We start from the raw sequence: 12,674 nt of genomic DNA on the forward strand, positions 1-12,674 counted from the left end.
GAGTGCCAGAGCCGAGACTATGACCGCGATTAGCACTCGGTCAAGCGGAGTGCCAACGCGGCGCAGACAACACCGCGAATCGCTCGTGCGGAGTGGTCGCGAGACGTTCGTACGAATCCGGCATACAGGGTCGGCGCAGCTTCCGTCAGAGGTAGTCCTCCAGCCTGGCCACGGCATATCCCTTGTCGGTGATCACCTTCATGACGTTCCGGATCATGTCGGGCATGGCGCCGTTCCACTCATCGCGGCCCCGGAAGTGGGTGAGGATGATGTCGCCGGGGTGGAGGTCGCGGTCCCACTCCCGCCACTCCATGTGGTCCACGAAGGCCTCGGCGTTCCACAGCGGAACGGCCTTGATGCCGCAGGACTTGGCGGCGCGCAGCGTGTCCCGGTTGTAGTTGCCGAAGGGCGGGCGGAAGACCGTGGGGCGCTTGCCGTACTGCTTCTCGATCACGTCCTGCATGCCGCAGATCTCACGCCGCTGCTCGTCGTACGAGAGGCCGGGCAGGTAGGGGTGGTTGAGCGTGTGGTTATTCAGCGTGACGCCGAGCCCCTGCATCTTCTTGAAGTATCCGTAGTCCTTCCTCACCAGGTAGTCGCTGAGGAAGGCGGTGTACGGGATCTTCAGCTCGCTCATCATCCTCAGCAGCGCCGGGTCCTTCTCAGCGCCGTCGTCGATGGTGAGGAAGACGACCTTGTCCTTCGTGGGGACGGTCGTGAAGACGGGCGGCAGGCCGTCGCCGTCCGTGACCTCGAAGCCCTCACGAGTCTCGATCCCCGGCTTGACGGCGGGCGGGGCGGGGGCCTGGAGTGGCGTCCCGGCCAGGCCCCAGCGCTTCGCGGCGGCGACCCGGGCGGCCTGCGAGTCGATCAGGTGCTGCGCGTACTCGTCGAGGGCGCGGGCGGGCGGGGCCTGGGGGTGGCGGCCCGGGCCGGGAAAGGGGCCGGGGCCGGGACCCGGCCGGGAGACGGCCCCCGAGCGGCCACCGGAGGCTTCGCCGCCATCGCCGCAGCCCGAGGCGACGGATGCGACGGCGAGTACGGCGAGACAGACCCGGAGCGGGGCTCGCCGAAGCCGCGTACGCCGCGCCGGCCCGCGCGCCGATCCTCGCAACGGCCCCTGCCCGACCCGCGCCTCGGGCGTGCCCTGCGGCAACCACCGCAGGACTTGCGCGCGTCGGGCCTGCGACTGCCCTGCGACCTGCGACGGCCCCGCGGCCTGCCATGAGCCAGTGGCCTTCGCCCAGCCTGCGACCCTCCCATGACCAGCGGACTTCTCCAGCCCAGGGACCCGCGCCAGCCCCGCGGCCTGCCTGCGCTGGTCGGTTTGCCTGCGCTGATCGGCGCCTCTGCGGCCGGAGGACGCCCCTCGCCGGTCCGCATCTCCTCGCCCGGCGGCCTCCACGCGCCGGTCGAAATACGCTCGCTCAGCGGCCTCCCCCTGCTGGTCGGCCTGCACGCGCCGGTTGACCTGTGCTCGGCCCGCGGCCGGTTCCCGCGCCGGGGTCTCCACCCGGCCGGACTTCGGCTTTCGCGGGCATGCCCTCCGATATCGGGAGCTTCGAGGGATCTTGTCTTTTTGTCGCATTTGACGCATGGCGTCGCATCCTGTCAGCGCCGCCGTTCCGGAACGGGTCGACACCGCCGCCGGACGCGCGCCATCCACCGGCTGGCCCACAATGGGCCGGTGAACGACCGTGCTCCCGCCTCCGCCGATTCCGTATCCGCCTTCTCCGCGCTGCTCACCGACGAGGGCCGCGCCCTCCTCGACGAGGTGCGCGACATCGATCCGGCGCAGGAGCTGACCGTGGCCACGCGGCTGCGCCGCGAGCACCCAGCCGCGCTGGTCTCGGCGGCCATCGGGCAGGCGCGGCTGCGGCAGCGGGCTGCCGCGAAGTTCGGTGCGGCGGACGCCGGGCGGATGTTCTTCACGCCGAACGGCGTGGAGCAGGCGACCCGCGCATCGGTCGCGACGTACCGCGCCGACCGGTTCGCCGCCCTCGGCGTACGCAGCGTCGCCGACCTGTGCTGCGGGATCGGCGGCGACGCGATCGCGCTGGCCCGCGCGGGTATCTCGGTGCTGGCCGTCGACCGCGACCCGCTGACGTGCGCGGTCGCCAGGGCGAATGCCGAGGCGCTCGGCCTCGACGGCCTGATCGAGGTGCGGGAGGCCGACGTGACCGAGGTGGACACCGGGTCGTACGACGCGGTCTTCGTGGACCCTGCGCGGCGCGGCGGACGCGGCCGCGTCTTCGACCCCGAGGCGTACTCGCCGCCGCTCTCCTGGGCCATCGGTGCGGCCCGCACGGCGCCCCGCGCCGCGTTGAAGATCGCTCCGGGCATCCCTCACGAGACGATCCCCGCCGACGCCGCGGCGGAGTGGATCTCGGACCACGGGGACGTGAAGGAGGCGGTGCTGTGGTTCGGCACGGAGCCCGGCACGGTCCGCGCGACGCTGCTGCCCGGCCCGCGCTCGCTGACGGGCCGCGGACTGCCCGATCCGGAGGTACGGCCCGTCGGCCGCTATCTCTACGAGGCGGACGGCGCCGTCATCCGCGCGCACCTGGTCGCCGAGGTCGCCCAGGACGTCGGCGGCGGACTGATCGACGAGACGATCGCGTACGTCACCGCGGACGAGCTGCGCCCCACCGCGTACGCCACCGCCTACGAGATCACCGACCAGCTGCCCTTCAACGTGAAGCGGCTGAAGGCGCTGCTACGGGAACGCGGGGTCGGGATCCTGACCGTCAAGAAGCGAGGGTCCGCCGTCGAGCCGGAGGAGTTGCGGCGGAAGGTGCGGCCGCAGGGGCCGAACTCGGCGACGGTCTTCCTGACGCGGGTGGCGGGGGCGCCGACCATGCTGGTCGGGCGGCCGGCGGCCGCTTAGCGCCCGGGGGCCACTGCTGCCCGCTGGTGGCGGGCAGTCGGCCGCCCTCCCAGTGCGAGGGCCTCTGCGCGAAGAGGCAGCCTCTCAGCGCAGCGACGCCCACAGCTCGCTCGCCTCCGGCTCGTTCGCCACCACCCGGTTGGGGTCGGAGGGGGCCGTCACGACCGGCATGGTGACCGTCTCCAGATCGTCCGCCGAGAAGCCGCTGAGCGCGTCCGCCAGGCCCATCAGCTCGCCGAGCGAGTCGAGGCCCGTGTCCGTCGTGAGGCTCCCCGTGACGGCGTCGGCCACGTCGTACAGCCGGGTCGGACTGGTGAGGAGGTCACTCGCCGTCGCCTCCTCGAGCATCGCCTTGATCAGCTGCTGCTGGAGGCCGATGCGCCCGAGGTCGCTGCCGTCCCCTATGCCGTGCCGGGTCCGGGCCAGCGCCAGGGCCTTCGTCCCGTCGAGGTGATGCGTGCCGGCGGCGAGGTGGAGGTGGCTCTTGTCGTCGTCGATGTCCTCTTTCGTGGTGACCGTGACCCCGCCGAGCGCGTCCACCAGATCCGCGAAACCGGCGAAGTCGATCTCGATGTAGTGGTCCATGCGCACGTCGGTGAGCTGCTCCACCGTCTTGACCGCGCACACCGGACCGCCTATGGAGTACGCGCTGTTGAACATGGCGTTGTACGCGACCGCCGTGCTGCCTCCCGACGCCGTGGGGCACGACGGGCGCGTGACCAGCGTGTCACGCGGGATGCTGACCACCGTCGCCTCGGTCCGGTCCGCGTCGATGTGGACGATCATCGCCGTGTCGGAGCGGGCGCCGGAGCTGTTGCCTCCGCCGAGTTCGGAGTTCCGCTTCCCGCTGCGCGAATCCGAGCCCAGGACAAGGATGTTCAGCGCTCCGGCGGGCAGGGCCGACACGGACGGATACGGGGAAGGGGAGGCGGAGTCGGAGGACGACACCGTGGGGGACGGGGTCGACACCGCCGCCGCCTTCTGCGGCCGGTCGTCGCCGAGCGCGCTGTCGATGTCCACGCTCTGGATGTTGTTGTCCAGTCGCCAGTACACCCAGCCCGCGCCTGCGCCGGTGAGCATGAGGAAGCAGCCGAGCATGACTCCGGCGGTCCTGAGCGCACGGGACCGCCGGCTGGGTCTCCTGCCGCCCGCGTCGCGGCTTCCGCTGCCTCTGTCTTCGGTCACGCGGAAGAACGTAAGTCCGATTTATTTCAACGGATACCGCTTCTCGGGTTTCCTTCGGAAACTCTCAGACTTCATTGAGAATTCTCAGGCGCGCCACGCCTCTTCACCCACGGGCTGCTACGCCTCTTCACCCACCGACTCGAACCGCCACCGATGCACCGCGCGCGTCACCAACTCCCCGGCCGGTTCGGGCAGTTCGGGCAGTTCGGCGTCGTACTCGGCGTCCCACCAGGTGATGACCAGGACCCGGTCCCCAGGTGCGCGGAACGTTTCGCGGCGCAGGGGCCGGCCCGCCAACTCCTGCGCCCGCGCCCAGGCCAGCAGTTCCTCGCCCCGGCCCGCGACCGCCCGCGCCTCCCACATCAAGGCGACCGTCATGAGTACAAGTTGTCCTTCGCGACCTCGTGCACGTGGTCGTGGCCATGTCCATGGGATGTACCGGGCACATGAGGGTCCGTCACCGGAAGCGAGGAGTCGGCGGACAGGTCCCAGTCCGATGCGGCGCGCCCGCGCGCCACCATCTCCGCGCCGAGCGCCGCGACCATCGCGCCGTTGTCGGTGCACAGTTTGGGCCGCGGCACGCGCAGCCGGATACCGGCGGCCTCGCAGCGCTCCTGGGCGAGCACCCGCAGCCGGGAGTTGGCCGCCACGCCGCCGCCGATCATGAGGTGGTCGACGCCCTGGTCCCGGCAGGCCCGGACGGCCTTCCGGGTCAGCACGTCCACGACGGCCTCCTGGAAGGACGCGGCGACATCGCGCACCGGCACCTCCTCGCCCGCCGCCCGCTTCGCCTCGATCCAGCGGGCCACGGCCGTCTTCAGCCCGGAGAACGAGAAGTCGTACGCGGGGTCGCGCGGCCCTGTGAGGCCGCGCGGGAACGCGATCGCCTCCGGGTCGCCCTCCTTCGCGTACCGGTCGATGACCGGGCCGCCCGGGAAGCCCAGGTTCAGCACGCGCGCGATCTTGTCGAAGGCCTCGCCCGCCGCGTCGTCGATGGTCGCGCCCATCGGCCGTACGTCCGAGGTGATGTCGGTGGAGAGCAGCAGCGACGAGTGCCCGCCGGAGACGAGCAGCGCCATCGTCGGCTCGGGCAGCGCGCCGTGCTCCAACTGGTCCACGCAGATGTGCGAGGCCAGATGGTTCACTCCGTAGAGCGGCTTGCCCAGCGCGTACGCGTACGCCTTCGCGGCCGAGACGCCGACCAGCAGCGCACCCGCGAGCCCGGGCCCGGCGGTCACCGCGATGCCGTCCAGGTCGCTGGCGGCGACCCCGGCCTCCTTCAGCGCGCGGTCGATGGTCGGCACCATCGCCTCCAGATGCGCCCGGCTCGCGACCTCCGGCACGACGCCGCCGAAGCGGGCGTGCTCGTCGACGCTCGACGCGACTGCGTCCGCGAGCAGCGTGGTGCCGCGCACGATGCCGACACCGGTCTCGTCGCAGGAGGTCTCGATGCCGAGTACGAGAGGGGCATCGCGTGAGTCAGCCATGGATCCGGTTTCCTTGTACGCCGTTCACGGGGGTGGAGGGATGGTGGGTCGCCGCGTCGGATGCGCCGTCGGCGGACGCGGGGCCAGGAGCGGAGGGGCCTGCCAGCCGCATGACCACGGCGTCGACGTTCCCCGGCTGGTAGTAGCCGCGCCGGAAGCCGATGGGTTCGAAGCCGAAGCGCTCGTAGAGCTTCTGGGCGCGGATGTTGTCGACGCGGCATTCGAGCAGCACCTCGGTGCACTCGAAGGCGGTCGCGGCCCGCAGCAGCTCGGTGAGCAGCCGCGCGCCGAGCCCGGTACCCCACTGGTCGCGGGCCACGGCGATGGTCTGTACGTCACCCACCACCGCGGAGCTCTCGTCGTCACCCGATCCGGTGACCGCGAGTCCCGCATAGCCGATGAGCCGATCGCCGGCCTCGGCCACGACATAGCAGCGTGTCGCGCCCGGGCCGCGCGCATGGGCGAGCTCCGACCAGAACATGCCTCGCGACCAGGCGTCGTCGGGAAACAGATCGCGCTCGAGCTCCAGCACGGGATCGATGTCCCACCAGCGCATCTCGCGCAGTACGAGAGCTGTCACTTCGGGGTGACCACCTTGTAGTTCTTGGGCACCTGAGCGTCAGGGCGCCGCAGGTACAGCGGCCGGGGTGCGGCCGGTTCCTCGCCCGCCTGCAGCTTCTCCACCGCCAGGGAGGCGAGTGCGGCCGCGGACACGTGCTCCGGCTCGTGCGCGTTCGGGAACGTGTCCGGGTAGAGCCGCGCGCCCGCGCCGACCGCCGGCAGCCCGGCGACCTGGTCCGCGATGTCGGCGGGCCGGTCCACGGCCGGCTCCGTGACGCGGGTGCGCCGGTCCGCGTACCGGGCCCAGTAGACCTCCTTGCGCCGGGCGTCCGTCGCCGCGACGAAGGGGCCCTCGAGGCACGAGGCGTACGCGAGGGCGTCGAGCGTGCACAGGCCGTACACGGGCACGCCAAGCACCAGGCCGAAGGTGTCGGCGGTCATCAGGCCGACGCGCAGCCCGGTGTACGGTCCCGGGCCGACGCCGACGGCGATGCCGGTGACCGCGTCGAGCTTCCGTCCGGCCTCGGCCAGCACACGGTCGACGGCCGGCAGCAGCAGCTCACCGTGGCGGCGGGCGTCCACCTGACTCGACGACGCGACGACGGACTCTCCGTCGTGCAGGGCGACAGTGACGGCGGGGGTGGCGGTATCCAGAGCGAGCAAGAGCACGCAAACAGCCTACGGCTTGGCCGCCCGGGGCACGGCCGCCCAGGTGTGCCGCACACCTGCTGCTACCGTCACCGTCAAGGGTCCCAGGACGCGCGTACGTACGAGAGGTGGGCACACGTGGCAAGGAGCAGCTCGGGATTCGTGGCCGGGCTCACCGCTGCGGCCATCGCCGCGGTGGGTTTCCTCGCCGTCCAGGCCGCGGCCAACGTGCCGGACACCCTCGGCAAGGCCGAAGCCTCCGCCTCCCCCACCGTGTCGCAGTCCCCCACGGAGAGCGCGGACAGCGCGAAGAAGAAGGAGTCCGCGACGCCCCCCGACGATTCCGGCACCGGTGAGCGGGTCGTCTACTCGCTGGAGGGCGACCGCGTGTGGCTGGTCGGGGCGGACGGCGAGACGAAGCGGACGTTCGAGGTCACGCCGAGCACGGTCGACCCCGAGGTGGACACCTACAGCGTCACGTCGCGCTCCAGCACGGTGACGGGCTCCGACGGCGTGCCGATCGAGCACGTGGTGCGCTTCACCGACGTCGACGGTGTGGTGATCGGCTTCAGCGCGGCCGTCAACGGCTCGACCCCGAAGCCCGACCCGGAGAAGCAGACGGGCGGCATCCGCGAGTCCCGCGAGGACGGCAACGCAATGTGGGCGTTCGCAACGGTGGGCACGAAGGTCGTAGTGGTGCCGTAACCGCACAATCAGGGGCGCCGCCCCACCGGATGGGGCGCCCAAGGCGGCGTAGAAACCGCAGCGGCCGCCGCACAGGCCGCAAGCAGATCCCGCATCGACGGCGGAGCCGGGCGCACAGACGGCCCCCCGGCCGCCGGAAGAGTCACCGGCCGATCCCCCGACTGCGCAGCAGTCGGCACATCACGTTCAGCAGCCGACATGGACGCCTCCTGGGACTCCCGGAGCAGCCGTGGTTAGGCAGACCTAACCCGTACGCGTGTCCATGTGACCACGCGCACCCCGCACCGCGCAATATCTTCCCGACGGCCTGTCGGTACCTTCGGGTGAACCTACGAGAATCCCCACAGAATCCGCCGGTCAGGCGGCCAGCACGGCCAGATCCGTCGCCGTCCACCGCTCGCCGTAGCCGGTGAGCGTGACCTCACGTACCTCGTCGGTGGTGTCCCCGGTGGCCCGGTGGATGAGGACCTGCAGCCGGTCGTCGGCGAGGCCCTCGACCTTGCCCTCGCCCCACTCCACGACGATCACGGAATCGGGCAGCGACACGTCGAGGTCGAGGTCCTCCATCTCGTCGAGCCCGCCCCCGAGCCGGTACGCGTCCACATGCACCAGCGGCGGTCCGTCGCCGAGCGGCGGGTGGACGCGGGCGATGACGAAGGTCGGCGAGGTGACCGCGCCGCGCACGTCCAGGCCCTCGCCGAGCCCGCGGGTCAGCGTCGTCTTGCCTGCCCCCAGCTCGCCCGTGAGCATCACGAGGTCGCCTGCGCGCAGCAGCTTGGCCAGGCGTCGGCCCAGCTCCTGCATCTGTTCGGGGGAGTTGACGGTGATGCGCACGGTGGTGGGGCTGCTGGTGCTGGTGCGGTCGACCGGCTCGGCCGGTTCAGCCGCCGGGCTGTGCGGTGCTTCCATGAGAGCCCACGTTAGCCCCTGCCGGGACGGCACCGACCTTTGCGAGCAGGTCCGCGAGGCGGTCCGTGACGACCTCGGCGTGCTCCAGCATCACCAGGTGCCCCGCGTCCGGTACGAGCACCAGCTCGGCGTCGGGCAGCAGGTCCGCGATCGCCTCGCTGTGCTCGCTGGGCGTGACCAGGTCCTGGTCTCCGGCCAGGACGAGGACGGGTATGTCGGCCAACCGCTTGAGCGCCTCGGTCTTGTCGTGCTCGTGGAACGCCGGATAGAACTCGGCGACCACGTCGATCGGCGTCCCCTCGATCATCCGCTCGGCGAACCGCGCGACCGCCGGGTCGACGTCCCTGGACGCGAACGAGTAGCGCTTGATGATCCCCGCGAACAGATCGGCCGTCGCGCGCCGCCCCCGCTCCACCAGCTCGGCCTGCTGCCCCAGCGCCTTCAGTACGCCGGGCAGGAAGCGCCGGATCGCGTTGACGCCCGCCACCGGAAGCCCGTAGTTCACCTCGCCGAGCCGCCCCGACGACGTACCGACGAGGGCCACGCCGACGACGCGGTCGCGGATCAGCTCCGGGTAGTGGCCGGCCAGCGCCATTATCGTCATGCCGCCCATGGAGTGGCCGACGAGCACCAGCGGCCCTTCGGGGGCGGCGGCATCTATGACGGCCTTGAGGTCGCGGCCCAGCTGGTCGATGGAGATCGGCACGCCGTCCCCGTCGGCGGTCGGCGCCTGCGCCACGCCGCGCCCGGAGCGGCCGTGGCTGCGCTGGTCCCAGTGCACGGTCCGCACGACCCCGCGCAGCGCGGCGCGTTGGAAGTGCCAGGAGTCCTGGTTGAGGCAGTAGCCGTGGCAGAAGACGACGGTGACGGGTGCCGGGGCCTTGCGGCCGAAGAGCCTCCGGCGGCGCGGCGCCGTCCCGCCGTCCGGCTCGACCTCGTCGATCTCGTAGTACAGCTCGGTGCCGTCGTCCGCGAACGCCTTGCCCGGTTTGCCGCGCAACGTGCCGTAGGGTCCCGTGGAATCCAGGGCGAGCCGGGCCTTCTGCCGCATTCCGCGGCCGACGGTCATCCGCTCGACGGCGACGCCGGCGGCTGCGCCCGCGGCGATCACGCCTATCGCGGTGCCCAGCAGCCCGGCGCGGCGCCAGCTGCCGGCGGCCGAGGCGGCGGCCGCCGTGGCCGCTTCCGCGACAGCCTCCGCGCTGCTCTCGCTCACGTGCCGCTCCTCACTCGGTACTCGGTCGTCGGGGTCGTGCTCGGTCATCGGCTGTGCGTTCGGTGCTGGGTGCCCGTCGTCGGGCATGGTGCTCGGTGCTCGGTACTTGCTGCTCGGTGGTCGGGCTCGGTGCTCGGTCCGCCGGCTCAGGGCCCTGTCGAAGGGCCGGTCGCCGGCACCGGGTCAGTCCGTGCCTGCGCGCCGTCCGCCGCCGGGGCCCGCATCACGGCCGGACCGCTCGCCGTCGCACCGTTCCTCGCCGTCGCACCGCTCGTCGCCCTCGGGCCGCTCGTTCACATAGACGCGTGGAACGCGCGTTCCGATGCGGGTGACGATCTCGTACGCGATGGTCCCCGCGGCCTGCGCCCAGTCCTCGGCGGTCGGTTCGCCCCGGTCGCCCGGCCCGAACAGCACCGCTTCCGCGCCCGCCGGCGGCTCGTCCCCTCCGAGATCCACCACGAACTGGTCCATCGCGATACGTCCCGCGACCGTCCGGAGTTTCCCCCCGACCAGCACAGGGCCGGTACCGGACGCATGACGCGGGATCCCGTCACCGTAGCCGACGGGGATGAGGCCGAGTGTCGTGCCCCCCGCTGTGACGTAGTGATGTCCGTAACTCACGCCGTGGCCCCCGGGTACGTGCTTCACGAGCGCGAGCGACGCGGAGAGCGTCATGACCGGACGCAGCCCGAGGTCCGCGGAGGTGCCGACGGCAGGGCTGGGCGAGATGCCGTACATCGCGATCCCCGGCCGTACGAGATCGAAGTGCGTCTCCGGAAGGGTCAGCGTGCCGGGTGAGTTGGCGATGTGCCGCACCTCCGGGCGCACGCCCCGCTCCTCGGCGTACGTCACCATCTCGCGGAAGAGGGCGAGCTGGGCCTGGATGGACGGGTGCCCCGGCTCGTCGGCGCATGCGAAGTGCGACCAGAGCCCGGTGACTTGGACGAGCCCCTCGGCCTGTGCGGCGAGGGACTCGCCGATCAGCTCGGGCCAGTCGGCGGGCTGGCAGCCGTTGCGCCCGAGGCCGGTGTCGGCCTTCAGCTGGATACGTGCGGGGCGGCCCGCCCGGCGCGCGGCGGCCGTGACCTCCCGCAGGGCCCACATGCCGCTCACCGCGATGTCCAGATCCGCCTCGATACCCTCGCGCCACGGGCCGCCCGGCGTCCAGAGCCAGCACATGACGCGCGCCTGGTCGGGCCCGAACCCGGCGGCGCGCAGCGCGAGCGCCTCCTCGGGCGTCGCGGTACCGAGCCAGGTCGCGCCCGCCTCCAGGGCGGCACGCGCGCAGGGGATCATCCCGTGCCCGTACGCGTCCGCCTTCACGACGGCCATGAACGCGGCCCCGGACGCCAGGGCACGCAGCGTCCGCACGTTGGCCCGCAGGGCGGACAGATCGATCTCGGCGCGTGCGCGCAGGGGGGCAGTCTCATTCATCGCGGACCCAGTGTCTCAGAGCCCCACGACACGGTAGGGCGACCGCCTGGGCAGTCGTGCCGCTCCGCCTGTGGGCAGGCGTTCCGCAGGGCTGGGGGCACCTCCCAGCGGTAGCTGGGGGAGGGTGGGCACAGGCTCACCGCGGCGCCGCACCGCTCCTACAACCCCCGCCCCGGACGGGGCGCGTCCGCCCCCTGGCGGAACGTCACGCAGTGACGTCCCGCCAGGCCCGAGGCAACGCCTCGGCCACCTCCAGCGCCCCCGTGGGCGCCCCGTCCGCCGCGAACCTCCCCGCCAGCCCATGGAGATACGCCGCAACAGACCCGGCGTCGCGCGCCTCCAGCCCCGCCGCGAGCAGCGACCCGGCAAGCCCCGACAGCACATCCCCGCTCCCCGCCGTGGCGAGCCACGGCGTCCCCGTCGGGTTCACCCGCACGGCACCCGCGTCCGGCCCCGCCACCAGCGTGGTCGCACCCTTGAGCAGCACCGTCGCCCCGTACCGCGACGCGAGCTCCCGTACGGACGCCAGCCGCGCGGCCTCCACCTCCGCGCGGTCGACACCGAGCAGCGCGGCCGCCTCGCCCGCGTGCGGCGTGAGCAGGGTCGGCGCGGTACGGCGCCGCACCGCGTCCGGGTCGGCGAGGCGCAGGCCGTCCGCGTCCACCAGCACCGGTACGTCGGCGTCGAGAACCTCCGCCACCGCCTGTGCGTTGTCACCGACGCCCGGTCCGACGACCCAGGCCTGCACGCGGCCCGCCTTCGCGGGTGGCCCGGCGGACACCAGGGTCTCGGGGAAGCGTGCGATCACGGCGTCGCCCGCGGGCCCGACGTATCGCACGGCCCCGGCCCCGCCCCGCAGTGCCCCCGCGACGGCCAGTACCGCCGCGCCGGGATAACGGGCTGACCCGGCGACGATGCCCACGACCCCCCGCCGGTACTTGTCGCTCTCGGCCGCCGGTACCGGCAACAGCCGCTCCACATCGGCGTACTGGAGCGCCTCCAGGTCCGCCTCGGCCGGCAGGCCGAGCCCGATGGGGACCAGCCGGACGGTGCCGGCGTGCTCCCGCGCGGGGTCGATGAGCAGACCCGGCTTGTATGTGCCGAATGTCACGGTCACATCGGCCCATACCGCCTCGCCGCGGACCTCGCCCGTGTCGGGCTCGATGCCGCTGGGCAGGTCGACGGCGACGACGGGCACGCCCGCGTCCCGGACGAGCGCCGCCAGTTGCGCGGCGTCCGGGCGGAGCCCGCCCTTGCCGCCGATGCCCACGATGCCGTCGACGACCAGGTCGGCGCGGTGGATCAGCGCCTCGGCGGCGGGCGGCCGGGCGGTGCTTCCGCCCGCCGCGCGCAGGGCCGCGAGGCCGCCCGGGTGGGTACGGTCCTCGGCCGCCAGCAGTACCGCCGTCACGCCCGCGCCGCGGCGGGCCAGGCGGGCGCCCGCGTACAGGGCGTCGCCGCCGTTGTCGCCACTGCCGATGAGGAGGACGACGCGGGTGGCGTAGACGCGGCCCAGCAACTCCGCGCATGCGGCGGCGAGGCCTGCGGCTGCGCGCTGCATGAGGGTTCCCTCCGGGAGCCTCGCCATGAGGGTGCGCTCGGCTGTCCTTACCGTTTCGACGCTGTACGCGGTACGCATGCC

12 protein-coding genes are annotated in these 12,674 nt (G+C 72.6%); 2 read left to right on the forward strand and 10 right to left on the reverse strand.

Annotation, left to right across the window (positions count from 1 at the left end):
* Positions 1 to 145: 145 nt before the first annotated feature.
* Positions 146 to 1,114, reverse strand: coding sequence for a polysaccharide deacetylase family protein (locus ABT009_RS14670; RefSeq protein ID WP_351293973.1), 969 nt, complete (start codon positions 1,112 to 1,114; stop codon positions 146 to 148).
* Positions 1,115 to 1,687: 573 nt separating this feature from the next.
* Between ABT009_RS14670 and ABT009_RS14675 the strand changes: the two genes are divergently transcribed.
* Positions 1,688 to 2,887: a class I SAM-dependent methyltransferase gene (locus ABT009_RS14675; RefSeq protein ID WP_351293370.1), complete on the forward strand. Its 1,200-nt coding sequence runs from the start codon at positions 1,688 to 1,690 to the stop codon at positions 2,885 to 2,887.
* An 84-nt stretch (positions 2,888 to 2,971) separates the two neighbouring features.
* Here the strand turns inward: ABT009_RS14675 and ABT009_RS14680 are convergent, their stop codons facing one another.
* The 5 genes from ABT009_RS14680 to tsaB form a co-directional block, all read right to left on the reverse strand.
* Entirely contained in the window at positions 2,972 to 3,985 is a 1,014-nt protein-coding gene (locus ABT009_RS14680) for an LCP family protein (RefSeq protein ID WP_351293977.1), read from the reverse strand.
* A 204-nt stretch (positions 3,986 to 4,189) separates the two neighbouring features.
* Positions 4,190 to 4,450: a hypothetical protein gene (locus tag ABT009_RS14685; protein WP_351293373.1), complete on the reverse strand. Its 261-nt coding sequence runs from the start codon at positions 4,448 to 4,450 to the stop codon at positions 4,190 to 4,192.
* The gene (tsaD, locus tag ABT009_RS14690; protein ID WP_351293376.1) at positions 4,447 to 5,559 is read right to left on the reverse strand and encodes a tRNA (adenosine(37)-N6)-threonylcarbamoyltransferase complex transferase subunit TsaD; all 1,113 of its coding nucleotides are present in this window, start codon (positions 5,557 to 5,559) and stop codon (positions 4,447 to 4,449) included. Before tsaD ends, ABT009_RS14685 begins: the two co-directional genes overlap by 4 nt.
* Positions 5,552 to 6,139 (reverse strand): ribosomal protein S18-alanine N-acetyltransferase, encoded by a 588-nt coding sequence (rimI, locus tag ABT009_RS14695; RefSeq protein ID WP_351293379.1) that lies wholly within the window; start codon positions 6,137 to 6,139, stop codon positions 5,552 to 5,554. The genes tsaD and rimI overlap by 8 nt, the downstream gene beginning before the upstream one ends.
* Entirely contained in the window at positions 6,136 to 6,789 is a 654-nt protein-coding gene (gene tsaB / locus ABT009_RS14700) for a tRNA (adenosine(37)-N6)-threonylcarbamoyltransferase complex dimerization subunit type 1 TsaB (RefSeq protein WP_351293382.1), read from the reverse strand. The genes rimI and tsaB overlap by 4 nt, the downstream gene beginning before the upstream one ends.
* Positions 6,790 to 6,906: 117 nt before the next feature.
* On the opposite strand from tsaB, the gene ABT009_RS14705 reads away from it, so the two are divergent.
* Positions 6,907 to 7,473 carry a hypothetical protein gene (locus ABT009_RS14705; RefSeq protein WP_351293384.1) on the forward strand — a complete coding sequence of 189 codons (567 nt, stop codon included), beginning with the start codon at positions 6,907 to 6,909 and terminating at the stop codon, positions 7,471 to 7,473.
* Between the two features lie 357 nt (positions 7,474 to 7,830).
* Here the strand turns inward: ABT009_RS14705 and tsaE are convergent, their stop codons facing one another.
* From tsaE to ABT009_RS14725, 4 genes are all read right to left on the reverse strand, one after another.
* Positions 7,831 to 8,382: a tRNA (adenosine(37)-N6)-threonylcarbamoyltransferase complex ATPase subunit type 1 TsaE gene (tsaE, locus tag ABT009_RS14710; protein WP_351293387.1), complete on the reverse strand. Its 552-nt coding sequence runs from the start codon at positions 8,380 to 8,382 to the stop codon at positions 7,831 to 7,833.
* Positions 8,354 to 9,598 carry an alpha/beta fold hydrolase gene (locus tag ABT009_RS14715; protein WP_351293390.1) on the reverse strand — a complete coding sequence of 415 codons (1,245 nt, stop codon included), beginning with the start codon at positions 9,596 to 9,598 and terminating at the stop codon, positions 8,354 to 8,356. Before ABT009_RS14715 ends, tsaE begins: the two co-directional genes overlap by 29 nt.
* Positions 9,599 to 9,781: 183 nt before the next feature.
* On the reverse strand, positions 9,782 to 11,032 hold the full coding sequence (gene alr / locus ABT009_RS14720; protein ID WP_351293393.1) for an alanine racemase: 1,251 nt from the start codon (positions 11,030 to 11,032) through the stop codon (positions 9,782 to 9,784).
* A gap of 205 nt (positions 11,033 to 11,237) precedes the next feature.
* A complete protein-coding gene (locus ABT009_RS14725; protein WP_351293396.1) occupies positions 11,238 to 12,671 on the reverse strand; it encodes an NAD(P)H-hydrate dehydratase in 1,434 nt (477 codons plus the stop codon).
* Between the last annotated feature and the right edge of the window lie 3 nt (positions 12,672 to 12,674).

Origin of the sequence: Streptomyces sp. NPDC002896, assembly GCF_040295225.1 — a bacterium.
In the GTDB taxonomy this organism is placed as follows: Bacteria; Actinomycetota; Actinomycetes; order Streptomycetales; family Streptomycetaceae; genus Streptomyces.

Coding starts and splice junctions, on each gene's coding strand:
- tsaE (WP_351293387.1), bottom strand. CDS start 8,382: ATGGAAGCACCGCACAGCCCGGCGGCTGAACCGGCCGAGCCGGTCGAC.
- ABT009_RS14680 (WP_351293977.1), bottom strand. CDS start 3,985: ATGCTCGGCTGCTTCCTCATGCTCACCGGCGCAGGCGCGGGCTGGGTG.
- tsaD (WP_351293376.1), bottom strand. CDS start 5,559: ATGGCTGACTCACGCGATGCCCCTCTCGTACTCGGCATCGAGACCTCC.
- ABT009_RS14685 (WP_351293373.1), bottom strand. CDS start 4,450: ATGACGGTCGCCTTGATGTGGGAGGCGCGGGCGGTCGCGGGCCGGGGC.
- ABT009_RS14725 (WP_351293396.1), bottom strand. CDS start 12,671: ATGCGTACCGCGTACAGCGTCGAAACGGTAAGGACAGCCGAGCGCACC.
- alr (WP_351293393.1), bottom strand. CDS start 11,032: ATGAATGAGACTGCCCCCCTGCGCGCACGCGCCGAGATCGATCTGTCC.